At 53.2% G+C, this 22,627-nt stretch carries 17 protein-coding genes; 14 read left to right on the forward strand and 3 right to left on the reverse strand.

The window, feature by feature from the left end:
* Window positions 1–912: 912 nt before the first annotated feature.
* On the reverse strand, window positions 913–1,860 hold the full coding sequence (locus tag IMCC3135_RS17270) for a hypothetical protein (protein WP_088918746.1): 948 nt from the start codon (window positions 1,858–1,860) through the stop codon (window positions 913–915).
* 140 nt (window positions 1,861–2,000) lie between these two features.
* Window positions 2,001–2,627, reverse strand: coding sequence for a recombinase family protein (locus IMCC3135_RS17275; protein WP_088918747.1), 627 nt, complete (start codon window positions 2,625–2,627; stop codon window positions 2,001–2,003).
* A gap of 175 nt (window positions 2,628–2,802) precedes the next feature.
* On the opposite strand from IMCC3135_RS17275, the gene IMCC3135_RS17280 reads away from it, so the two are divergent.
* Window positions 2,803–5,811, forward strand: coding sequence for a Tn3 family transposase (locus IMCC3135_RS17280; RefSeq protein WP_088918748.1), 3,009 nt, complete (start codon window positions 2,803–2,805; stop codon window positions 5,809–5,811).
* Here IMCC3135_RS17280 and IMCC3135_RS34750 read toward each other — a convergent pair.
* Entirely contained in the window at window positions 5,808–6,440 is a 633-nt protein-coding gene (locus IMCC3135_RS34750) for a CE1 family esterase (RefSeq protein ID WP_205737575.1), read from the reverse strand. The two genes, IMCC3135_RS17280 and IMCC3135_RS34750, sit on opposite strands and share 4 nt — an antisense overlap.
* 206 nt (window positions 6,441–6,646) lie before the next feature.
* On the opposite strand from IMCC3135_RS34750, the gene IMCC3135_RS17290 reads away from it, so the two are divergent.
* The 13 genes from IMCC3135_RS17290 to IMCC3135_RS17350 all read left to right on the forward strand — a co-directional run bounded on the left by IMCC3135_RS17290 (window position 6,647) and on the right by IMCC3135_RS17350 (window position 22,622).
* Window positions 6,647–9,445: a nitrate/nitrite transporter gene (locus IMCC3135_RS17290; RefSeq protein WP_205737576.1), complete on the forward strand. Its 2,799-nt coding sequence runs from the start codon at window positions 6,647–6,649 to the stop codon at window positions 9,443–9,445.
* Between the two features lie 23 nt (window positions 9,446–9,468).
* A complete protein-coding gene (locus IMCC3135_RS17295; protein WP_088918750.1) occupies window positions 9,469–13,275 on the forward strand; it encodes a nitrate reductase subunit alpha in 3,807 nt (1,268 codons plus the stop codon).
* Window positions 13,272–14,810 (forward strand): nitrate reductase subunit beta, encoded by a 1,539-nt coding sequence (gene narH, locus IMCC3135_RS17300; protein ID WP_088918751.1) that lies wholly within the window; start codon window positions 13,272–13,274, stop codon window positions 14,808–14,810. Before IMCC3135_RS17295 ends, narH begins: the two co-directional genes overlap by 4 nt.
* Complete coding sequence (gene narJ, locus IMCC3135_RS17305) at window positions 14,807–15,568, forward strand: nitrate reductase molybdenum cofactor assembly chaperone (protein ID WP_088921902.1); 762 nt, start codon at window positions 14,807–14,809, stop codon at window positions 15,566–15,568. The genes narH and narJ overlap by 4 nt, the downstream gene beginning before the upstream one ends.
* Window positions 15,565–16,308 carry a respiratory nitrate reductase subunit gamma gene (gene narI, locus IMCC3135_RS17310; RefSeq protein ID WP_088918752.1) on the forward strand — a complete coding sequence of 248 codons (744 nt, stop codon included), beginning with the start codon at window positions 15,565–15,567 and terminating at the stop codon, window positions 16,306–16,308. Before narJ ends, narI begins: the two co-directional genes overlap by 4 nt.
* Complete coding sequence (locus IMCC3135_RS17315; protein ID WP_088918753.1) at window positions 16,301–17,125, forward strand: peptidylprolyl isomerase; 825 nt, start codon at window positions 16,301–16,303, stop codon at window positions 17,123–17,125. The genes narI and IMCC3135_RS17315 overlap by 8 nt, the downstream gene beginning before the upstream one ends.
* Before the next feature lie 55 nt (window positions 17,126–17,180).
* Window positions 17,181–17,453: a hypothetical protein gene (locus tag IMCC3135_RS17320; protein WP_088918754.1), complete on the forward strand. Its 273-nt coding sequence runs from the start codon at window positions 17,181–17,183 to the stop codon at window positions 17,451–17,453.
* Window positions 17,454–17,459: 6 nt separating this feature from the next.
* Window positions 17,460–18,053, forward strand: a complete 594-nt coding sequence (locus tag IMCC3135_RS17325; protein WP_088918755.1) for a carbonic anhydrase — start codon at window positions 17,460–17,462, stop codon at window positions 18,051–18,053.
* A 93-nt stretch (window positions 18,054–18,146) separates the two neighbouring features.
* A complete protein-coding gene (locus IMCC3135_RS17330; protein ID WP_157736067.1) occupies window positions 18,147–18,668 on the forward strand; it encodes a DUF2478 domain-containing protein in 522 nt (173 codons plus the stop codon).
* Between the two features lie 124 nt (window positions 18,669–18,792).
* On the forward strand, window positions 18,793–19,128 hold the full coding sequence (locus IMCC3135_RS17335; protein ID WP_088918757.1) for a cupin domain-containing protein: 336 nt from the start codon (window positions 18,793–18,795) through the stop codon (window positions 19,126–19,128).
* Window positions 19,129–19,557: 429 nt separating this feature from the next.
* Window positions 19,558–20,403, forward strand: coding sequence for a c-type cytochrome (locus IMCC3135_RS17340; RefSeq protein WP_088918758.1), 846 nt, complete (start codon window positions 19,558–19,560; stop codon window positions 20,401–20,403).
* Window positions 20,404–20,421: 18 nt separating this feature from the next.
* A complete protein-coding gene (locus IMCC3135_RS17345) occupies window positions 20,422–21,807 on the forward strand; it encodes a cbb3-type cytochrome c oxidase subunit I (protein WP_088918759.1) in 1,386 nt (461 codons plus the stop codon).
* A complete protein-coding gene (locus IMCC3135_RS17350; RefSeq protein ID WP_269467040.1) occupies window positions 21,804–22,622 on the forward strand; it encodes a CbbQ/NirQ/NorQ/GpvN family protein in 819 nt (272 codons plus the stop codon). Before IMCC3135_RS17345 ends, IMCC3135_RS17350 begins: the two co-directional genes overlap by 4 nt.
* The last annotated feature ends 5 nt before the right edge of the window (window positions 22,623–22,627 follow it).

Consider the following 22,627-nt stretch of genomic DNA (forward strand, 5'->3'; position numbering starts at 1 on the left):
GACCACGAGTTTGTCTGAAATATCAACGCGCTGATTCATGACGGATCAGCAAACTGAACCCGTCTTCGGTGAGGGCGGTGAGCCTGAGCGGCAGTGACCGGCGGTGTGCCCGTCGGGTGATGAAACCCGCTGACAAATAGGATTGAGGCGAGATCACTAAGCCAAGAAGATCCCAGAGGCTGAACGTTGGAAGGTTGAAGAATATGAATCCATTAACCCGCCTCTGTGGGCCGAAAGATCCGCCATGACCTACGTGATCTACCAGGTCATGCGTAAAGAGAAGCTGCTACCGATTCGGTCGGTGCAGTTTTCCGATGGACCGGTTATGCGCAACTGCCGCGTCCGGGTTCTGCTGGCTTGGTCACCGCTATGCCAACAGCTTTACGCCACCTTGCAGCACGCAAGGCCAAAGAGTGCGATGGGCAACCTAACCAATGTGTTCGAGTTCAGGCAAGCAAACCGGGGAAGGTCGATATCGGATGCCAAGGGGGCACGACCCCGACGACGTATCGACTGGCGGAGCTTCCGTAGTAGTCCGCGATGGGGAAAGCCCATTACATGGCAAAGGGAAGCAGCTCTTGTGTGCTTGTGCGACAGATTAGCCGACCGTAGTGAGGTGAATACCTTCGATAATCGGCGAAATGCAGCGCAAGCTGGCAGCATGGAAAGTTGATGTTGCCATGGCGGTATGCCGCACTTGAGGGGAGAGCCGGATGCGCCGAGAGGCGCATGTCCGGTTCGGGGAGGAGAGGCAGGGAAACGGTCTACCGCTCCCTGTCTCTTACTCCACCACAACATGATTCCGAATCCTCTATCCACCCCAACTTGATGTCGAGGAGACATTGTCTCACCAAGCCATTTTGACGGCACTCGATATCCGGCATGCCTCAGATGACGCATGCCGGATATCGGTTATTCCACAGTCGTTCGCAATAGCACAAGGTTGTCGAGCACCAGATTGGAGGACCAGATGAATTCAGCGTCCGCGCCGGCAGCGTCGAAGATATCCTTGAAATTGGTGAAGGCTGTCTTGTTATCGACGCCGACCGTGTCGTTCGAGTAGATACTGGCTGCTGGCCAGATGCTGTCGTCGAATGCGGGTGCCATCCAGTCAGTCGGGATAGCCCAGTGTGCTGCGGAGAAACCGGTACCATCGTCAACGCCTGTTTCATCACATGCCGAACTATTGCGTAATTGACCTTCGACTACCAGGCAATCACGATCGGTCAAAGGTGCTGTGTAGAATGTCTGCGCGTGCCAGTTTCCATCCGTAATAGCAACAGAGTTTGCGTCAGCATCTTGAATTTGTGCAACAAATCCACCGTCTCCGGCGTGAAAGGCTTTGCCCTGGTTGTTCTCTGAACCCAGCCCCAGATTTTCCTCCCAGTCCACCATCATGACCGCAATGGTAAGCGGACGATCGGCAGTAAAGCGAACGACATTTGAATTGAAAGGCGTGAACGGAACCGGGTCAACGGCAAGAAGCACACCATTGACATAGAGTTCGAAATAGTTGTCTGCGAAGATGTAGGCCACGAATTCCTCGCTGCCGCCTGCGTCGAGCAGTGGAACGCTTTCCAGGTCCAGTTGCGAAACAGAAGACAGTTCATCCCCGTCACACTCGTTGAACAGATCCGCAGCCTTGCGTGCTGAATCGAAATTCGTGGCGGCAGGTACTGTCCAGACTGTGCCATCATCAGAGGTGATTTCACCGACTGCACTGACTCGAGATCCGCCTCCGCAGTCGACCAATCCGGGATTGGTTGTCGTGGCGGGACCGGTTGTAAAAACAGCCTCCTGTGCTAACAGACTTGAGGCGCTTGCACAGAGCAAAGCGCCCAGTAAGATACGTTGAACCATGGATAAAACTCCTTTGTGTGAATAAGTCGGTTGATCGCTAATTTTCGAACAAATCTGGGCGGGGGACATGATTGAGTTCAAAGTCGGTTCAGTTGCCGGTGGCAGTAGAGGGATGAAGCCTAATGGAACGAAAAGTTGGGCTAAGTCTCTTCAGGTTGCATTTCTAGTACATCTAGCGCGACTTTCTTAGCTCTGCCGCCGCTGCCCACGTATTCATAGAGCGTAGAGGTGGTAATACCCAACTCTTCAGCGATCAAATTCGCCTTGGCATTCGGGTCTGCCATCGCCGCCATGGCCATACGGATCTTGGATGGCGTCATTTTTCGTGGTCTTCCACCGGTGCGCCCTCTTGCTCTTGCTGCTACGAGTCCAGCCTTCGTCCGCTCAACAATGAGCTCTCGCTCGAACTCAGCCAGGGCTGCAAAGATGCCGAAGACCAGCTTTCCTTCAGGCTTGGTGGTGTCGATCGCTGCGCCTTGCCCGGTCAGCACCTGCAGGCCAATGCCCTGATCGCACAGTGTCTCGACCAGCTCGACCAGGTGGCGCAGATTGCGCCCTAAGCGATCGAGCTTCCATACCACCAGGGTGTCGCCGCTTCGCAGGGATTTCAGGCACGCGTCCAGTCCAGGGCGTTGGTCATGCCGACCGCTCATCTTGTCGGTGTAGATCCGCGATACCTCGACGCCAGCCGCTAGCAACGCATCGTGCTGCAAATCTGTGCTTTGGTTGCCATTGGCCTTTGAGACGCGAACATATCCCAGCTGCATGTGGTTTTTCGAGTTGGTTTTCTGCAGGGTACAAGAAAACCTCTGCAGATACCGTTTTTCTTGCGTAGATTATCGGAATGAGTTTTCTTGTGATTTTCGCTCGCTATTTGCACGAAATTCGCGTCTTTTCATACCGCAAGATAAACCTCCGTTTTCCGGATGCCCTGAATCTCCTATGCCTGTCGAATTTCTGACCCAAGCGCAACGCGAGCACTACGGTCGATTTGCCGGTGAGCTGTCCGTGGTCGAACTCGCCCAACATTGCCATCTCGATGACAAGGATCGCGCTTTGATCAACAGTCGGCGCCAGGACCACAACCGTCTCGGCTTCGCCGTCCAGTTGTGCACCGTTCGCTGCCTGGGGACGTTTTTAGCAGATCCGATCGATGTGCCGAGCAATATGGTGGCGTTCATTGCCCGCCAAATTGGTGGGTATGACCCAACATGCTTAGCGCGATATCTGGATCGCAAACAGACCAGACATGCGCATCAAGCCGAGATCCAACACGCGTATGGATACCGTGACTTCAACGAAGCCCCGTGGGGGTTCCGGTTGACTCGGTTGCTCTATGCACAAGCGTGGACGAGCACAGAGCGTCCCAGCCAACAGTTCGATATTGCCACTCATTGGCTCATGGTCAACAAAGTGTTGTTACCGGGTTCCTCGACGCTGGAACGTCTAGTGTCTCAAACAAGAGAGCGTGCTGCCAATCGTCTGTGGAGCAAACTCTCCGCTTTGCCGGGTCGAGGCCAAGTGGTTGCTCTGGAAACACTTTTGCAGATCGAAACCAGCCGCCGCACCACAGCGTTAGATCGGTTACGACAAGCCCCTGTGCATGTCAGTGGCCCTGCGTTTCTTGCGTCCCTGGATCGTTACGTTGAACTCAAGGCATTCGGCATGAATCGGTTGAACGTCACCGGTATCCCTTTGGTACGGTTGAAGGTATTGGCGCGTCACGCGGCTCAAATATCAGCCTACCGTATGGCACGAATGCCTGACGATCGTCGGATTGCCAGCCTGGTGGCTTTTGTACACAGCTACCAGACACGGGCATTGGACGACGCCCTTGATGTATTGGATCTGTTGGCCTCGGACATCACCAGCAAAGCGAAATATCTCGGTAAGCGTAACCGGCTAAGGACACTCAAGGATCTGGATAAAGCGGCTATCGCACTGGCCAAAGCCTGCGCCTTGATACTGGATGAAGAACAGAGTTCGGATGACTTACGCGCCTCGATTTTCTCACTGATCGCCAAGCCTCAGCTTGAACAAGCGATCGGTACGATCAATGACATTGCTCGCCCACCAGAAGGTACATTCCATGAAGAGATGGTTGAGCAATACGGTCGACTGAAACGCGTCGTGCCTCGGCTACTGTCTGATATTGAATTCAAACCCACAGCGTCTGGTGTGCCTGTTCATCAGGCGCTCAGCTTTCTCCAGACCATCGACGGCCCGCAGAAAGATATGCCAGGCGATGCCCCCGTTGCTTTTGTGACGAACGCCTGGCGCCGTTTAGTGTTCGACAAAGGCGGCCGTATCAGTCGAGCTGGATACACGCTTTGTTTGATGGATCGACTACAGGACGCATTGCGTCGCCGTGACATTTACGTCGAAGACAGCGAGCGCTGGACAGACCATCGCTCGAAGCTATTGCAGGGTGCTGAATGGGAAGCGAACAAGGTGCAGATTTACCGCTCTTTAGGCCATCCGATCAACGTAGACGACGCACTCTGCGGGTTAAGCAAGCAACTTGATACGGCGTATCGGCAAACCATCGAACGCTTTGATCAAAATAAGGCCGTGCGAGTTGAGTACACCAACGAAAAGCCAAGTCTGACTATCACAGGCCTGGCCAAGCTGGATGAACCAGAAAGTTTGCTCGCCCTGCAGGACAAGGTAATGGCCCTGATGCCAAGCATCGATCTGCCAGAGTTGGTGTTGGAAATTCATGCCCACACAGGGTTTCTCGATACCTTCTCACATATCAGCGAGGCCAACGCTCGTGCCTCAGACATGCCGACGAGCATCTGTGCCGTGCTGCTGGCAGAGGCCTGCAATATTGGCAGAGAGCCTTTCGTTCGATCTGCAAGAACAGAACTGACGCGGCACCGATTACTGTGGGCGCATCAAAACTATATCCGTACGGAAACCTTAATCGACGCAAACGCAAGACTGGTTGATCACCAATCAACAATACCCCTGTCTCTGCATTTTGGTGGTGGTGAAGTCGCTTCGGCAGATGGGATGCGCTTTGTCAGTTCAGGCAGAACCATTCACTCTGGTGCAAACCGCAAATACTTTGGCTCGGGTCGCGGGATCACCTGGTACAACTTTCTCTCTGATCAATACGCAGGCTTTCATGGCATCGTGGTGCCTGGCACGCTCAGAGACTCAATCTTCGTTCTCGAAGGTTTACTGGAACAGCAAACAGGTCTCATTCCACGAGAGATCATGACCGACACGGCTGGTGCCAGCGACATGATCTTTGGCCTGTTCTGGTTACTTGGCTACCAGTTTTCGCCTCGCCTGGCAGACGCAGGAGAAGCCAGGCTGTGGCGCATCGACAAGGAAGCGGATTACGGTGTGCTGGATGATCTGGTTCGCAGCTGCATAAAACCTCAGCGATTCGAGACTCAGTGGGATGAAATGTTGCGTGTTGCAGGATCGCTGAAACTCGGCACTGTTTCGGCGTCTGAGCTGATTCGCTCGTTGTTGAAAAGTGATCGACCCTCAGCGCTGGCGCAAGCGATCATCGAAGTGGGTCGCATCAACAAAACGCTGTATCTGCTGAACTACATCGACAACGAAGACTACCGCCGCCGAATTCTGACGCAACTTAATCGCGGTGAGAGCCGTCACGCGCTTGCTCGAGCAATTTGCTACGGAAAACGGGGCGAGATTCAACAAAGCTACCGTGAAGGGCAAGAGGATCAACTCGGCGCGCTGGGACTCGTCACCAATGCCGTTGTGCTATGGAACACCATCTATATGGATGCCGCTATCAATCGACTGCGTGAACAAGGAGAAGAAATCATTGAGGCGGATCTAGCAAGACTGTCACCGCTGATCAACAAACACATCAACATGCTGGGCCATTATTCTTTTGCGCTGGCAGAGGGGATCAAATCAGGCGTGCTCAGACCTTTAAACGACCCAAACACGGGGCCGTTCGGTGCTTAGCGCAACTTTTCGTTCCATTGGGCTTCATACCCCTGGAAGAGGCAGCACCGGTCGGAAGTCCGGAATGAACGCCGACGGCTGCAAACAATTCGGGATACTGTTCCGCCATGATCAACGCCATTGCACCCCCGGGCGCAGAATCCGGCGATGAAGACACGGTTGGGGTCAATCGGATGGTTGGCCAATATCTCTAGAGTCAAGGCATTCAACAAAGCCGGCTCTCCACTACCTCGTTGCTGGTGTGCTGACTCATACCAGTTCCAACATAGATTCGCGTTGGCGGTTGCCGGTTGAGTAGGATACAGCACGAACATACCGTGTTCTTCGGCCAGGGCGTTCATCTGTGTCCCTGCAGAAAAACCCTGGGCGTCCTGTGTACAACCATGCAGCATTACCAACAAGGGTGCAGTCGAGCCATCAACGTCGAATGGTTTGAACAATTTGTAATTCAGTGATTCGCCGTTATGGGCATGCGAGCCATCGATGAATGCACTGGAAGTTCCTACCTTGCTCGCCTCTGGATTGATAGTCTTGATACCACCAACGGATGACTCTATCTGCTCCGTTCTTTCTCCAGAAGCCTTTGTATTGTCGGCAGACGCCCTGTCGCTCGTGAGCGATACGAGCACTAAAACACATAGTTCACAAGTTATTTTTAGTTGTATGGGCAATTTACTTAACGTTTTACAAGGGTGGTCCAGTAAGCATTGATCTACATCAAGGCATAGAGATCTTTAGGGGAAGATACTCGCGGTTCGCGAACAACTATCATTCCTTCAGCTCGCAAAGACTGTCTTGACGGAATGACTCGTACCCGAACCTTCGGAACCTATTGATGAGTCAAACAAAAACATCCGGGCCACCATCCGGAGCCCCACCCGCCACGAACACCTCACAGCAAAATCGAATACTAGGCATGAGTACTCTGGCCTTCACATTCTGTTTTGCCGTGTGGACCATATTTGCGATCATCGGCGTGCGTATCAAGCAAGACCTGGGCTTGAGCAACACAGAATTCGGCCTGCTAGTCGGCACACCGATACTGACCGGTTCCTTATCCCGAATTTTCCTTGGTATCTGGACCGATCAATACGGTGGGCGAATCGTTAATACAATAACGATGCTGACCGCAGCGGCAGCTACCTTCGCCTTGTCATATGCCACCAGCTATCCAGTGATGCTTTTGGCGGCACTTGGCGTGGGTCTGGCTGGCGGTACATTTTCGGTGGGTGTCGCCTACGTTTCCAAGTGGTTTCCGAAAGAAAAGCAAGGAACCGCCCTGGGAATCTTCGGTATGGGCAACCTGGGGTCTGCCATCACCGTTTTCATCGCCCCGTTCGTCATGGTTGCCTTTGGCTGGACTACCGTCGCCCAGGTCTGGGCTAGCGTGCTGGCGGTCATGGCCGTGGTGTTCTGGCTAAGTACCGAGGATGAACCCTCATTGAAAGCCCGTCGTCTGGCAGGTGAGAAGCCACGCAGCGCTCTGAGTCAATTAGAGCCGTTAAGAAATCTGCAAGTCTGGCGCTTTGCCACTTACTACTTTTTTGTCTTTGGTGCCTTTGTGGCGCTGGCCCTCTGGCTACCGCGTTATCTGGTGGGTGTCTACGATCTGGACATCAAGCAGGCCGGCATGATAGCTGCGCTTTATTCGGTCCCGGCGTCTGTTTTTCGCGCCTATGGAGGCCATCTATCCGACAAATTCGGAGCACGCCGCATCATGTACTGGACCTTCGGGGTATCCATACTGATGACCTTCATGCTCTCCTACCCTAATACTGATTACATCATTCACGGTATCAAGGGCGACATCATGTTTCAGACGAGCATGAGTCTTATCCCGTTCGTGTGCGCGATTTTCGTACTCGGATTCTTCATGTCGCTGGGTAAGGCGGCTGTATTCAAACACATCCCGGTCTACTACCCCGATCACGTCGGTGCCGTAGGTGGTCTTGTGGGCATGATCGGTGGTCTGGGTGGCTTTGTAATGCCTATAGCCTTTGGTGCACTACTGGATCTGACCGGTGTGTGGACCAGCAGTTTCATGTTGTTGTTTCTGGTCGCCTCGGTATCCATGGTATGGATGCATTTGTCCATTCGCAATATGGAACGTAAAGCCATGGCAGGCACCCTGGCAGATCTGCCCGAGTTGCCTGAAATGCTACCTCTGCACGGCGTTGAGCAACACGGCAAGCTGGCAGCCTCCAAGACGCTTGACGACTGGCGGCCGAATGATGAAGAGTTCTGGGAGAATAAAGGCAAACACATCGCCAAGCGCAACCTGTGGATCTCGATTGCCGCGTTGTTACTGGCGTTTTCCGTCTGGATGGTGTGGAGCGTGGTGGTAGCCAAACTGCCGTCCATCGGCTTTAACTTCTCGACTAATCAACTGTTCTGGCTGGCAGCATTACCCGGACTATCGGGTGCAACACTCAGAATATTCTATTCGTTCATGGTGCCCATTTTCGGCGGCAGGCTTTGGACAACCTTGACCACAGCCTCATTACTGGTGCCAGCATTCGGTATCGGCTACGCAACACAGAATCCAGAAACGCCGTATCTGATTTTTCTGGTACTTGCACTGCTGTGCGGATTAGGTGGTGGTAATTTCGCATCTTCCATGTCGAATATCTCGTTCTTCTTCCCCAAGAAAGAGAAAGGTAATGCGCTGGCGCTCAATGCGGGTCTTGGCAACCTGGGTGTCAGCGTGATGCAATTTCTGGTACCGCTGGTGGTCACCATTGGTGTGTTTGGCGTAATCGGCGGTGAGCCGGTAACCACGGATACGGGTCAGAACCTCTGGATCCAGAATGCAGGCTTCATCTGGGTACCTTTCCTGATGATCACAACGGTTGCAGCCTGGTTTGGCATGAACGACATCGCTTCCGCCAAAGCCTCGTTTTCAGAACAATCCGTCATATTCACTCGTAAGCACAACTGGATCATGTGTGTGCTGTACACCGGCACTTTCGGCTCATTCATCGGCTACTCAGCAGGTTTTCCACTCTTGGCCAAGTCGCAGTTTCCAGAAGTCAACTCCCTGCCCTTTATCTTCCTCGGGCCATTGGTTGGCGCACTTTCGCGAGCAGGCACAGGCTGGATCTCAGATCGATTTGGTGGTGCACGGGTCACGTTCTGGACCTTCCTGGGAATGATTGCCGCGGTATTCGGCGTACTGTTCTTTCTGGGTATCAAGACACAACCAGGCGCTTTCTGGGGCTTCTTCGCCATGTTCATGCTGTTGTTCTTTGCAACCGGTGTTGGCAATGCCTCTACCTTCCAGATGATTCCGGTCATCATGCGCAAGGAAATCGATCGACTGATGCCACAACTTGATATTACAGCTCGGGCACATCAATCCGAAAAAGAATCGGCTGCGATCATTGGTTTCACCTCGGCAATGGCTGCCTACGGTGCATTCTTCATACCCAAGTCCTACGGCACGTCGATCTCACTGACGGGCGGACCTAGCGCGGCTTTGTGGGCATTCATGCTCTTCTATGTGGTTTGCGCAGCTCTGACCTGGCTTTACTACTCACGTCGTAGTGGTCTGTTATATGACATCGAGCATCAGCCCAACCAAGCGGTTGCACCTGACGCCACCTCATCAGCGGCCAACGCCGCTTCTGCCTCTTAACTTCACTCCATCAGGAAATACACATGAGTCATTTTCTCGATCGCCTGAGCTACTTCAGGTTATCCCGTGAATCCTTCTCCGATGGTCACGGTGTTGTCACCGGTGAAGATCGTACGTGGGAAGACGCTTACCGCAATCGCTGGGCTCACGACAAGATCGTGCGTAGTACCCACGGTGTCAACTGTACCGGATCCTGTTCGTGGAAAATCTACGTCAAGGGCGGTATCGTCACGTGGGAGACACAACAGACAGACTATCCGCGTACACGTTGGGATATGCCTAATCACGAGCCTCGCGGCTGTGCTCGGGGGGCGAGCTATTCTTGGTACCTATACAGCGCGAACCGTATCAAGTATCCGATGATGCGTCGCCGTCTGATAGAACGCTGGCGTGCGGCACTGGTAACGAGTCCGGATCCGGTCGACGCCTGGGCCAGCATCGTTGAAGATGATGAGGCGCGGCGCGACTACCAGAAAGTGCGCGGCATGGGTGGTTTTGTACGCAGTAGCTGGGACGAGGTAAACCAGCTGATTGCAGCCTCCAACGTCTACACAATCAAGAAGCACGGACCGGATCGTGTTGTAGGCTTCAGTCCAATCCCGGCCATGAGTATGGTCAGCTACGCTGCAGGTTCTCGCTACCTGAGCCTTATCGGTGGCGTCTGCCTGAGCTTCTACGACTGGTACTGCGATTTACCTCCCTCCAGTCCGCAGGTCTGGGGTGAGCAGACCGATGTGCCTGAATCAGCCGATTGGTACAACAGTACCTATATCATTGCCTGGGGCTCAAACGTGCCACAGACGCGAACTCCCGATGCGCACTTTTTTACCGAAGTTCGTTACAAGGGCACCAAGACAGTTGCAGTCACCCCTGACTACAGTGAAGTGGCCAAGCTGTCAGACGTCTGGCTGCACCCTAAACAGGGCACCGACTCTGCCATGGCCATGGCCATGGGTCATGTTGCGCTTAACGAGTTCTACTTCAAGCAGCGCAGCCCCTACTTCGACAACTATGCACGTCGTTATACTGACCTGCCCATGCTGATCATGCTGAAGGAGCATAAGCTGGAGGACGGTAGCATCACACAGGTACCTGACCGCTATCTTCGCGCCAGCGATGTGTACGACACATCAGCGCAGATGAACAATCCGGAATGGAAAACTCTGGCCTACGATACCAATGGCAATGTCGTTACGCCCAACGGTTCCATCGGCTTTCGCTGGGGCCCCGAAGACCGGGCCGATAGCGGACGCTGGAATCTGGAAGACAAGGAAGCCGAGCATGACCAAGATGTTCGGCTCAAGCTTTCTGTCATGGAAGATGGCGATCAGGTACATGAAGTGGTTGATGTCGCACTGCCCTACTTTGGAGGCGTCGTCGCACCACACTTCACCGCCAACGAGCAGCAAGGTGACATAAGCCATGTTCGTGTGCCTGCTACGCGACAGACCATCAACACAGATGATGGCCCACAGGAAGTATTGCTGGTTACCGTATTTGACTTGCAGGCAGCACAGTACGGTATCGATCGTGGTCTGGGTAGTGGTGCAAAAAACTATTCTGACAACGCTCCCTACACGCCAGCCTGGGCGGAGACAATTACCGGCGTACCCGCTGAGCGCATAGAAACAGTTGGGCGAGAATTTGCCGAGAACGCACACAAAACCGAAGGCAAGTCCATGATCATCATTGGTGCCGGCATGAACCATTGGTATCACGCCGATATGGGTTATCGCGGGGTAATCAATCTGCTGATGATGTGTGGTTGCATTGGCAAGAGTGGTGGTGGTTGGTCGCATTATGTCGGTCAGGAGAAGCTACGCCCACAAACTGGCTGGACAGCACTGGCCTTTGCTCTCGACTGGATCCGCCCCCCACGCCAGATGAACAGTACCAGTTACTTCTATGCGCACACGGATCAATGGCGCTATGAAAAACTCGGTATGGATGAGATCGTCTCGCCACTGGCCGACAAGTCGCAATACGAAGGCAGCATGATCGACTTCAATGTGCGTGCCGAGCGCATGGGTTGGCTGCCCAGTTCCCCACAACTGAAAACCAACCCCATTCAGGTTGCCAGGGATATCGCAGCGTCAGGCAGTTCAGCTGCCGACTATGTTGCAGGCGCGTTGAAGAATGGGGATTTGCAGATGAGCTGTGAAGATCCGGATGCACCGGAGAACTGGCCTCGCAACATGTTCGTCTGGCGTTCCAACCTTCTGGGTTCCAGTGGTAAAGGTCATGAGTATTTCCTCAAGCACCTGCTGGGTACCGCCAATGGCGTACAGGGCAAGGACCTTGGCACAGAGGATGCCAAACCGTCGGAGGTTACCTGGCATGAGAAGGCCCCCGAAGGCAAGCTTGATCTTCTGGTGACGCTGGATTTTCGTATGAGCACCACTTGTCTGTATAGCGACATCGTGTTGCCCACCGCTAGCTGGTATGAAAAGAACGATTTGAACACCAGTGATATGCACCCGTTCATTCATCCGCTGTCAACGGCTGTTGACCCGGTGTTCCAGTCGCGCAGTGACTGGGAGATCTACAAGGGTTTCGCCAAGGCTTTCAGTGAAGTCTGCAAGGGGCATCTGGATGTCGAAGAGGAAGTGGTGCTGACACCTTTGATGCATGACACACCCGCCGAGCTTGCGCAGGCCATCGGTGTCAAGGAATGGAAGAAAGGTCATTGTGACCTGATTCCCGGCAAGACCGCTCCACAAGTTGCAGTGGTAAAGCGCGATTACCCGAACGTCTACAAGCAGTTCACGGCACTTGGCCCGTTGATGAACAAAGTCGGCAATGGCGGCAAGGGCATCGGCTGGAATACCGAAACCGAAGTCTCGCAGTTGGGTCAGTTGAATGGCTCTAACAAAGAGGAAGGCATAACAACTGGCATGCCAAAAATCGAGACCGACATTGATGCCTGTGAAGTCATCATGAGTCTGGCACCTGAGACGAACGGGCATGTGGCCGTGAAGGCCTGGGAAGCTCTGGGCAAGATCACCGGACGCGATCATACGCACCTGGCAATACATCGTGAAGATGAAAAAATTCGCTTTCGGGATATTCAGGCACAGCCCCGCAAGATTATCAGTAGCCCAACCTGGAGCGGTATCGAGAGTGAGACAGTCAGCTACAACGCCGGTTATACCAATGTGCATGAGCTTATCCCCTGGCGCACACTGACGGGCCGGCAGCAGTTCTACCTGGATCATCCCTGGATGATTGCCTTTGGTGAAGCGATGGCAAGCTACAGGCCACCGGTTGATCTCAAGGCCACAGGCGGTGTTCACAACAAGCGCAGCAACGGTAACCCTGAAATCTTGCTGAACTTCATCACCCCGCACCAGAAATGGGGCATTCACAGCACCTACACCGACAATCTGATCATGCTCACGCTCAATCGTGGCGGACCGGTTATCTGGTTAAGTGAGGACGATGCGAAAGAGGCAGGCGTTGAGGATAACGATTGGGTGGAGCTGTTCAATGTGAACGGTGCCATTGCCGCCCGTGCGGTGGTCAGTCAGCGAGTCAAAAACGGCATGGTCATGATGTATCACGCGCAGGAGAAAACCATCAACACCCCAGGATCCCAGATAACCGGCACTCGTGGTGGCATACACAACTCGGTCACCCGAACCGTACTTAAACCGACACATATGATTGGTGGATATGCACAGTTCAGTTATGGATTCAACTACTACGGCACCATCGGCACCAATCGTGATGAATTTGTGGTGGTACGCAAGATGAGTAAGATTGATTGGCTCGACACACCAGACGAGGATCATCTTGCACCGGTCTACCAGGCTCTGGGAGAGAACCCATGAAAATCCGTGCCCAGATCGGCAAGGTTCTTAATCTGGATAAATGCATTGGTTGCCATACTTGCAGTGTTACCTGCAAGAATGTCTGGACCAGTCGTCCCGGTGTTGAATATGCCTATTTCAACAATGTAGAAACCAAGCCCGGTATCGGCTATCCCAAGCAATGGGAAGATCAGGCCAAATGGAACGGTGGTTGGGTTCGCAAGAGCAACGGCAAGATAGAACCACGCCAGGGTGGCAAGTGGAAGTTGCTGATGAAGATATTTGCCAATCCGAACATGCCACAGATTGACGACTATTATGAGCCGTTTACCTTTGACTATGATCATCTGCAAAGCGCGCCTGAGATGAAGGCCCCTCCCACAGCGCGTCCACGCTCCCTGATCACCGGTCAGCGTATGGAGAAAATCGAGTGGGGTCCCAACTGGGAAGATATCCTGGGCGGCGAATTTGAAAAGCGCAGCAAGGACAAGAACTTCGACGACATACAAAAGGATATCTACGGGCAATTCGAAAACTCTTTCATGATGTACCTGCCACGCCTTTGTGAGCATTGCCTGAATCCTACCTGTGTAGCCTCTTGCCCCAGTGGCAGTATCTACAAGCGCGAGGAAGACGGCATTGTGCTGATCGATCAGGACAAGTGCCGCGGCTGGCGTATGTGTATCAGTGGCTGCCCATACAAGAAGATCTATTACAACTGGAAAAGCGGCAAGGCCGAGAAGTGCACCTTTTGCTACCCACGTATCGAAGCTGGTGAGCCGACCGTATGCTCGGAGACCTGTGTCGGCCGGATACGCTACCTGGGAGTGATGCTCTACGATGCCGATCGTATCGAGGAAGCCGCAAGCGTTGAGAAGGACAAGGATCTGTATCAGGCTCAACTGGATATCTTTCTTGATCCGAACGATCCAGAAGTCATCAAGCAGGCACGCATCGACAATATCCCGGATGCCTGGATGGCCGCGGCACGACGCAGCCCGGTGTACAAGATGGCCGTGGACTGGAAAGTGGCATTGCCGCTGCACCCTGAATATCGCACTTTGCCAATGGTGTGGTATGTCCCTCCCCTATCACCTATCTCAGCAGCAGCCAATGCTGGCCATCTGAGTAGTAAAGGCGTATTGCCTGATGTTGAACAACTGCGGATCCCGGTCAAGTATCTGGCCAATCTGCTGACAGCTGGTGATACTGCGCCGGTCATACGGGCCCTTGAGCGAATGCTTGCCATGCGTGCCTTCCAGCGTGGACGCCACGTCGATGGCGAGACCAATCTGGAGGTGTTGACACAGGTGGGGCTGACACAAAGCCAAGTGGAAGACATGTATCAGGTCATGGCCATTGCCAACTATGAGGACCGTTTCGTGATACCGACCAGCCATCGTGAAGTTGATGAAAATGCATTCAACCTGCGCGGTGGTTGCGGCTTCAGTTTTGGTAACGGCTGCTCGGAAGGCACCACCCAAACCAGTCTGTTTGGCAGCGAGAAAAAACGCACTATTCCTATCAAGATGGAAAAATGGATCCCGGCATCATGAACAGGCATCGCTCTGAAGTATCCAGTAGTACCCGAACGCTGCGAGTAATAGCACATTTGCTTGGCTATCCCAGTGAAGAACTGCGTGAGCACCTTGGTGAACTGCAAGAGGCTTTGCATGATGAGAATGCACTAGGCAAATCACGCCTTGCAGAGATCGATGCGCTGATCGCCCGGTTAAGTAATGAGCCTGGTTTGTCCAGCGAGGCTGCTTATGTCGAACTATTCGATCGAGGACGTGGTACCTCCCTGCATCTTTTTGAGCATGTGCATGGCGATTCACGGGATCGAGGGCCTGCAATGATCGATCTGGTAAAGACCTATGAGGCAGGAGGCCTGTTGCTGGATGATGGAGAACTGCCTGACTACCTGCCAGTGGTGCTGCAATTTGCCTCAACACAACCCAACGCAGAGTCACGCCAGTTTCTGGGTGAGATAGCTCATATCATCAGGCTCATCTTCAGCGCTCTGGTACGCCGTGAAAGCTCTTACGCCAGTTTGGCGGGCGCCTTGCTGGAGCTTGCCGGTGAGCGAGCGGAAGCCGTCAGCATACCGGACGAGCAGGATATAGACGAGGCCTGGGCAGAGCCTGAAGTCTTTGGTGGTTGTTCGACCGAGGGACAAGCTTCTGCATCTGCGAATAGCCCCACTCAGCCCGAGGGTACCCAACCGCTGTATTTCATCCCAAAGGCCGCCACCTCCTCGGCATCTTCGGTCACGAAACCATCATCTTCTGATACCAGGAGAACCAGCCCATGAACGCACTGCATAACTTCTTCTTCAGTATCTACCCCTATATCTGCATGGCAGTGTTTTTCATGGGCAGTCTGGCGCGATACGATCGCGACCAATACACCTGGAAAAGTGATTCGTCGCAATTACTTCGTCATGGCCAGTTGCGCTGGGGCAGTAATCTGTTCCATGTGGGAATCCTGTTCCTGTTCTTCGGCCACTTTGTCGGCTTGCTGACGCCTCACTTTATCTACGAACCCTTCATATCACCCCATGCCAAGCAACTGGTTGCCATCTACTCGGGCGGCACAGCGGGTATTTTATGCTTCATCGGACTTAGCCTGCTTATTCACCGCCGGGTAACCGATCCAAGAATCCGCATGACCAGTCATCGTACCGATCTGGCGATTCTTATCATCCTTTGGGTACAACTGGTCATTGGTCTTATCACGCTGCCCTACTCTTTGATGCACTCCGATGGTCATGCCATGCTGCAGTTAGGTGAGTGGGCACAACGCATCGTAACCTTCCGTCCCGACCACACGGTGCTGGCAGGTTTGAACTGGCCCTACAAGATTCATCTGGTATTGGGCATGACCATCTTTCTGCTGTTCCCATTCAGCCGTCTGGTACATGTGTGGAGTGGATTTGCCACCATTCTCTATGTGTTCCGTCCCAAGCAGATTGTGCGCTCACGTCGCCTGGATCAACCGTCTGCGCCCAAGCAGCCTTGGCGCTTCATGAAAGGATCTGATAAAAATGGATAGCCTTAACCAGAACACGGTTGAAACAAACAAGAAACAGCCAATCCAGGGGCCGGTGCCAAGTGTCAACGGGATTATATTGATCACTCCCGATGAATCGCTTTCAACCGATGAGCTTCGCCAGCGCGCCTGCAGTGAAATGTTGCGTCAGACTGCCATGCAGGAGGGTCTGTTGCCGACTGACGACCCAGCTCCTGAAGCCGGGGTCATGAGCGAAGCTGCAAGCGAGGCAATTGAATCGCTTCTCGATCGCGAGCTGCAAGCGGCAGAGGAAGCTGATGAATCCGCCTGCCGTCGATACTATGAAGGCCATGCCGCGCAGTTCACACGAGGCGAGCGAGTCAACGCTCGCCATGTATTGTTTGCTGTTGTCCCGGGTGTGGATGTCAACCAGCTACGCAAACGGGCAGAAGCCTGTCTGCTCGACCTGCGATGCGAGACACCGGGTGATGAAACCAATCGTTTTGCCAGCGTTGCAGGTAGTACCTCCAACTGCCCCAGTGGTGCTGAGGGTGGTCATCTAGGCTGGTTGACAGCCGATGACTGCGCTCCTGAGTTCTCTCGTGAAATCTTTGGCAAACCTGAAATCGGTGTATTACCCCGCCTGGTGCATAGCCGTTTTGGTCTGCATGTCATCGAGGTACTGGAACGAGAGGCTGGCGTATTGCCAGAATTCGAAGCGGTTCGTTCAGCCGTTTCACTGGCGCTGGAACGACAGCGCTACGCGACGGCATTACGTCAATACCTGCAACTACTGGCCGGGCAATGCGAGATCGAAGGGGTCGACCTGGCCGCCAGTAGCGATCCACTGGTGCAGTAGATTGAGTGCAAGTGAAGCCAGCCGGTCCATTGAAACAATCCGAGATTGAAATATCATGATGTTAGGCGAGCTCATCAGTCAACTTGATCAACGTGAGATTTCTGCTGATGTGTTGGCAACATTTGATCCGAAGATCAGGGATGCCATCACTCAGCGTGCCGGAACTCTGTCAATGAGCCCTCCTGATTTCATTGCGGGTGCCGTCCGTGAGTTCGTTGACTGGGCCGACGATAGTCAGTGGGCCCAGCTTCTGACGCATATGAAAAAAGCTGAGGATCCTGGACTCATGGCAGTACAGATGATTCTCTTCTGGGTGGTGAGTGACTAGTAGTCCATGCTAAGCGATCTTCTCAAACACAATCAGCGTTGGTCCGCGTCACGCCAGCTCGAGGACCCGGACTATTTCAAACGCCTGGTTGCGCTTCAGCAACCCGAGTACCTCTGGATAGGCTGCTCCGACAGTCGGGTTCCGGCCAATGTCATCACCGGGCTTGAGCCCGGTGAAGTGTTTGTACATAGAAATGTTGCCAATCTTGTTCATCGTGGCGACATGAACCTGCTGTCGGTGCTCGAATTTGCGGTTGATACGCTGGGCATACAGAACATCATTTTGTGTGGTCACTACGGTTGTGGCGGAATCCGGGCGGCTCTGGATGGCCATCGCCACGGCATTGTTGATCACTGGTTGCAACCGATTCGAGACGTTGCTGAATCACATGCCAGTGTGCTGGATGCCTGCACCTCGAAGACGGATTCATTGGACAGATTATGCGAGCTTTCAATCCAGGCTCAGGTGGATAATCTCGCTCGTACGCCGATTGTCCAGTACGCATGGAAGCGTGGCAAGCAGGTCAATATTCATGGTTGGGTCTATAGCTTGAACGATGGACTGATCCGCGATCTTGAATGTAGTCGTTCTTCGATCTGAGCAATCGCCGGATATAGCCGCAATGTCTGCTCAAAAACTTTACCTATTCAAGCTGATATCCCCCCTTCTATAAATGACAGGATGAACACTCCAGTGATCTTCACAGATAGCCTTGACATGGCATTTGCCGGAATCCCGGCAGCTGACACCGGCCAGGTCGATCGCCTGCTTTGCGATTTGGCCATACGCCTGGAACGAGATGGCGTGCGGCTCGCAGGTGCCGTTCAGAGCGATATCGAACGACAAGGCGAATGCCGCTGCGACATGAGCTTGCGAATTCTCAGTTCGGATAATCGCTATCCCATATCTGCCAGGCTGGGCCCTTTGTCCCGAGGATGTCAGCTGGACCCAGAGGCACTGGAATGCGCAGCCTGGGAAGTTGAGAGCTTGCTTCGTAGTGCATCGAATAATGCGCTGCCGCAGCTGCTTATCGTGAACAAGTTCAGCAAGAGCGAGGCACATGGCAAGGGCTTCGCAACCTGTATTGCCGTGGCTTTGGAGCGAGGCGTTTCCGTGTTATGCGGTATTGGTCGGTTGAGTCTTGCAGATTTTCAGGGCTTTACCGATGATCAGGCAGAGCTACTCAAGCCGAACAAGCAAGCCATCGAACAATGAGTGAATAGCCGAGAATTGATTCCAGGGCACTCGCTTTCCTGCCAGCGAACTTGCATCGCTAACGGTACACTTCCAATACAGGGCATGAGCGTTGCCCATCACAAATAGAAGGAAGCAACAACGCATGTCAACACATCACGCAAAGGCTGGCGAAATAGTGGATCTTGCAACCTGGGCAAACGATCTGCCCTTCGAAAAATCCAAGGCCATCGTCAAGAGCAATGGCTTTGAACTAGCTCGCCTGGTTATCAAAGCCGGTGAAGATATGCACAAGAACGGACTCTGCCATGTCAATGGACCCACCATTTTTCATTGCATTGAAGGCGAGATAGATTTGCAGACAAGTGATACAACGGTCAGGCTGCATGCCGGCCAGCTGGCCTACCTAGAATCTCAGGCGAAGCATGCGGTGACTGGTATTCAGGACTCTGTGGTGCTGTTGACTATCGTACTCACATAGGCTCAATACTTCAGACGCACTTTAAATCTTCACTTCGCATCTGTCGTGGGCGAGTACTGTTGGGAGTCACTCTGGAGTGGGAAGAATAATTGACTCAATAATTATCTGAACTTTAACTGATACAAATCAATAACCCTTGGATTCAATTCCAGTAGTGTCGTTCAAGTGATCGTGATTTCGATACTCCCTCGTTACTGAGTGTTATCGCGAGATCTCCCGAGCTTCGCTACACCAATTTTTAAAGCACTATCCGGCGCAAGCGAATAGCCCTGAAAAATAATTGCGGAGTGTCGTTGAGTGCAAACCTGGATAAAGTCGTTTCGGATCGTCGGATGGGTCGTTGTTTTTCTGATGCTGGCGGCGATTGCCTACGCTGGCACCATGTCGCTGATCCACTACTCAGCAATTTCCGTGTAGGGGTGCATTGACATGAACAAACGCCAAACCCGCCTGTTTGCCATTGGTTCGACTTTGCTCGCCGTTGTCATATTCGTCGGCATGACCATTGATAGTCACCGTCAATTCGGCAAACTGACCAATGCTGACAAAATAACGGCCGAAGTAAAACTGGGTCAGAACGTCTGGCACGATAACAATTGCATTAACTGCCACACCCTGTTTGGCGAGGGTGCTTATTACGCACCCGATCTGACCAAAATCACTCAGCATCGTGGTGAGGCCTATTTAAAAGCCTATATGCGCGATCCGTCCCAATTTTATGACGAACAGAAAGATCGACGGTTGATGCCCAATCAGGATCTGAGTGAGGATGACATCACCAACCTGATCGCATTTCTCGATTGGGTCAGCAATGTCGACAATGGAGGGTGGCCACCACGACCGATACTGGTAACGGGTGCTGGCATGCCCGGCGGTGCACCCGTCGCGGTACAGACACCAACAACAGACGACGCAACTGGCAGTTCACAGAATGCTGAATTGAACCCGATCGCTCTGGGCGAGCAGGTATTCAAGACGACAACACCAGCCTGTGGCGCCTGTCATTCCATTGTACCTGGTGTGGATATGGCCGGACCGAGTCTGGCGGGAATTGCCAGTCGCAGCGAGAAAATGGTTGCATCGTCTGACTATACAGGGCAAGCGACGGATTTACAGAGCTACCTGCATGAGTCAATCGTCTCGCCCGGTGCCTATCTGGTGCCCGGTGCGATGTACTCAGCTGATGGCACCTCTTTCATGCCGCCAGGCTATGCGATGGAGCTGACGACTGAACAAGTCGATCAACTTGTTGCTTATCTGTCCTCGCTCAAATAATCCAACGGAACTCTTCTCATGCGATACAAATCCCAGTCTGTCGCCTACTGGTACTTTGCCGTTGCGATAGCCCTGTTCGGCCTGCAATTGGTCTTTGGTCTGTTGTCTGCGGCCAAGTATCTCGGCCCTGATCCACTACTCTACATCATGCCTTTCGATGTCACCAAGGTCATCCATACCAATCTACTGATTGTCTGGGTGTTAACAGGATTCATGGGGGCCACCTACTGGATGGTGCCGGATGAATCACGTTCCGAGTTGTACAGCACGAAGCTGGCCTACGTTCAATTGGTGCTCTGGACCCTCATGGGTGTGGTTACCGTGACCGGATACCTGTTTCGGTATGGCACGGGCAACAAACTATTGGAACAGCCATTACCCTCAAAAATCGTGATTGTTATCGTGATGCTGATGTTTCTCTACAACATCGGTATGACAATCAGGAAGGCTGGCCGTCTGACCACACCAGAGGGTGTGTTGATTGCTGGTTTAGGGCTAGCCGCCCTGCTCTACCTGCCCGCGCTGCTGCATTTCGAAAACTATACGATTGCCGTCTTCTACCGGTGGTGGACGATCCACCTATGGGTCGAAGGCGTTTGGGAAATGATCCAGGGTGGTTTTCTCGCCTATTTGCTCATCCGGCTTTCAGGCGCTGATCGTGAAGTGATGGATAAGTGGCTGTATGTCATTGTCGGACTGGTGTTCATTGCCGGTGTTATCGGTACAGCTCATCACTATTACTGGATTGGTGTCCCCAGCTATTGGTTGCCGATTGGTGGAATTTTCAGTGCGCTGGAACCGGTTGCTTTGGTAGGCATGGCTGTATATGCCTATTCGGCGATTCGTCGCTCCGGCATGTTGCACCCTAACAAGCTTGCTTTGCACTGGACAGTCGGCAGTGCTGTGTTCACGCTTTTCGGAGCAGGCTTGCTGGGCCTTGCCCATACCTTTCCTGCAGTCAACAAATGGACTCATGGCACCCTCGTCACTGCAATGCATGGCCATGCTGCTTTTTACGGTGCTTACGCAATGATTGTGATGGCGATGATCAGCTATGCATTGCCGGCAATCACACGCCGTCCAGAAGAAGGTTCAGCAATGGGTTATTGGTCTTTCTGGCTGCAATTGGGCGGTATGTTCGGCATGACACTATCGTTCGCTACTGCGGGTATCGGGCAAGTGTATCTAGAGCGAATCATGGGCATGGGCTATCTTGATGCTCAGCTCCGAATCCAGATTCACTTTGTGATGCTGATTGCAACGGCTTCCATGTTCACGGTTGGTGTTGGCTTGTTCATTGTTGATTTCTTCCGTTTCCCACCGGTTTTCAAATTGATCAGTGTCGTTGAACCCGCTCCACCAAAGCAGGCAATATCGGGCAGTGGCGAAGCGGCACAGGCGTGAACATCGTTGAGCCAATCGGATTGTCTGAACAGCATGACAACAAGGAACCTTGGTATTTACCAACAGGCCAGGAGGTGGAGGTCTTTGAGCAATGCCACGCACGTCAATTGGCCGTATTGCTCAAGGGGCCAACCGGTTGTGGCAAAACTCGATTCGTCGAATACATGGCGTGGCGACTCGGGCGTCCCCTGATCACCATCGCCTGTCATGACGACCTGACCGCCAGTGATCTGATCGGTCGCTTTCTGGTTCGACACGATGGCACTCAATGGCAGGATGGTCCGCTCACTCGAGCCTTGCGCGAAGGGGCGATCTGTTATCTGGACGAAGTGGTCGAAGCCAGGCAGGATACGATTGTCGTACTGCATCCACTGGCTGATCATCGGCGCACTTTGCCTATTGATAAAACGGGCGAAACTGTTGCAGCGGCCGAGGGATTCCAGCTTGTGGTGTCCTACAATCCGGGCTATCAACGCATGCTCAAGGATCTCAAGCCCAGCACTCGTCAGCGCTTTGTTGGTCTGGATTTCGATTTTCCGCCGCTTGATCAAGAGGTACAGATAGTCAGCCAGGAAGGCGGCGTTGATTACGCCAATGCCCATGCACTGGTCAGTTTGGCGGTGCGTTTGCGTGCCTTGCGCGATCGCGGACTGGCTGAAGTACCAAGCACTCGTTTGTTGATTGCAGCCGCAAGGCTGATCGATAGCGGTATTGATCCCAAATTGGCTTGTCAGACAGCCATCGTTGCACCGCTTTCAGACGACCCGACACTGGGTAGCGCGATGCGCGATCTGGTTGATGCCATGTTCATCTAAACGGA

It is taken from the genome of Granulosicoccus antarcticus IMCC3135 (assembly GCF_002215215.1).
Classification (GTDB): Bacteria; Pseudomonadota; Gammaproteobacteria; order Granulosicoccales; family Granulosicoccaceae; genus Granulosicoccus; species Granulosicoccus antarcticus.

What these genes read in the sequence shown, in the direction of transcription:
- IMCC3135_RS17270 (WP_088918746.1), bottom strand. Translation starts at nt 1,860, where the DNA reads ATGGTTCAACGTATCTTACTGGGCGCTTTGCTCTGTGCAAGCGCCTCA.
- IMCC3135_RS17275 (WP_088918747.1), bottom strand. Translation starts at nt 2,627, where the DNA reads ATGCAGCTGGGATATGTTCGCGTCTCAAAGGCCAATGGCAACCAAAGC.
- IMCC3135_RS17280 (WP_088918748.1), top strand. Translation starts at nt 2,803, where the DNA reads ATGCCTGTCGAATTTCTGACCCAAGCGCAACGCGAGCACTACGGTCGA.
- IMCC3135_RS17290 (WP_205737576.1), top strand. Translation starts at nt 6,647, where the DNA reads ATGAGTCAAACAAAAACATCCGGGCCACCATCCGGAGCCCCACCCGCC.
- IMCC3135_RS17295 (WP_088918750.1), top strand. Translation starts at nt 9,469, where the DNA reads ATGAGTCATTTTCTCGATCGCCTGAGCTACTTCAGGTTATCCCGTGAA.
- narH (WP_088918751.1), top strand. Translation starts at nt 13,272, where the DNA reads ATGAAAATCCGTGCCCAGATCGGCAAGGTTCTTAATCTGGATAAATGC.
- narJ (WP_088921902.1), top strand. Translation starts at nt 14,807, where the DNA reads ATGAACAGGCATCGCTCTGAAGTATCCAGTAGTACCCGAACGCTGCGA.
- narI (WP_088918752.1), top strand. Translation starts at nt 15,565, where the DNA reads ATGAACGCACTGCATAACTTCTTCTTCAGTATCTACCCCTATATCTGC.
- IMCC3135_RS17315 (WP_088918753.1), top strand. Translation starts at nt 16,301, where the DNA reads ATGGATAGCCTTAACCAGAACACGGTTGAAACAAACAAGAAACAGCCA.
- IMCC3135_RS17320 (WP_088918754.1), top strand. Translation starts at nt 17,181, where the DNA reads ATGATGTTAGGCGAGCTCATCAGTCAACTTGATCAACGTGAGATTTCT.
- IMCC3135_RS17325 (WP_088918755.1), top strand. Translation starts at nt 17,460, where the DNA reads ATGCTAAGCGATCTTCTCAAACACAATCAGCGTTGGTCCGCGTCACGC.
- IMCC3135_RS17335 (WP_088918757.1), top strand. Translation starts at nt 18,793, where the DNA reads ATGTCAACACATCACGCAAAGGCTGGCGAAATAGTGGATCTTGCAACC.
- IMCC3135_RS17340 (WP_088918758.1), top strand. Translation starts at nt 19,558, where the DNA reads ATGAACAAACGCCAAACCCGCCTGTTTGCCATTGGTTCGACTTTGCTC.
- IMCC3135_RS17345 (WP_088918759.1), top strand. Translation starts at nt 20,422, where the DNA reads ATGCGATACAAATCCCAGTCTGTCGCCTACTGGTACTTTGCCGTTGCG.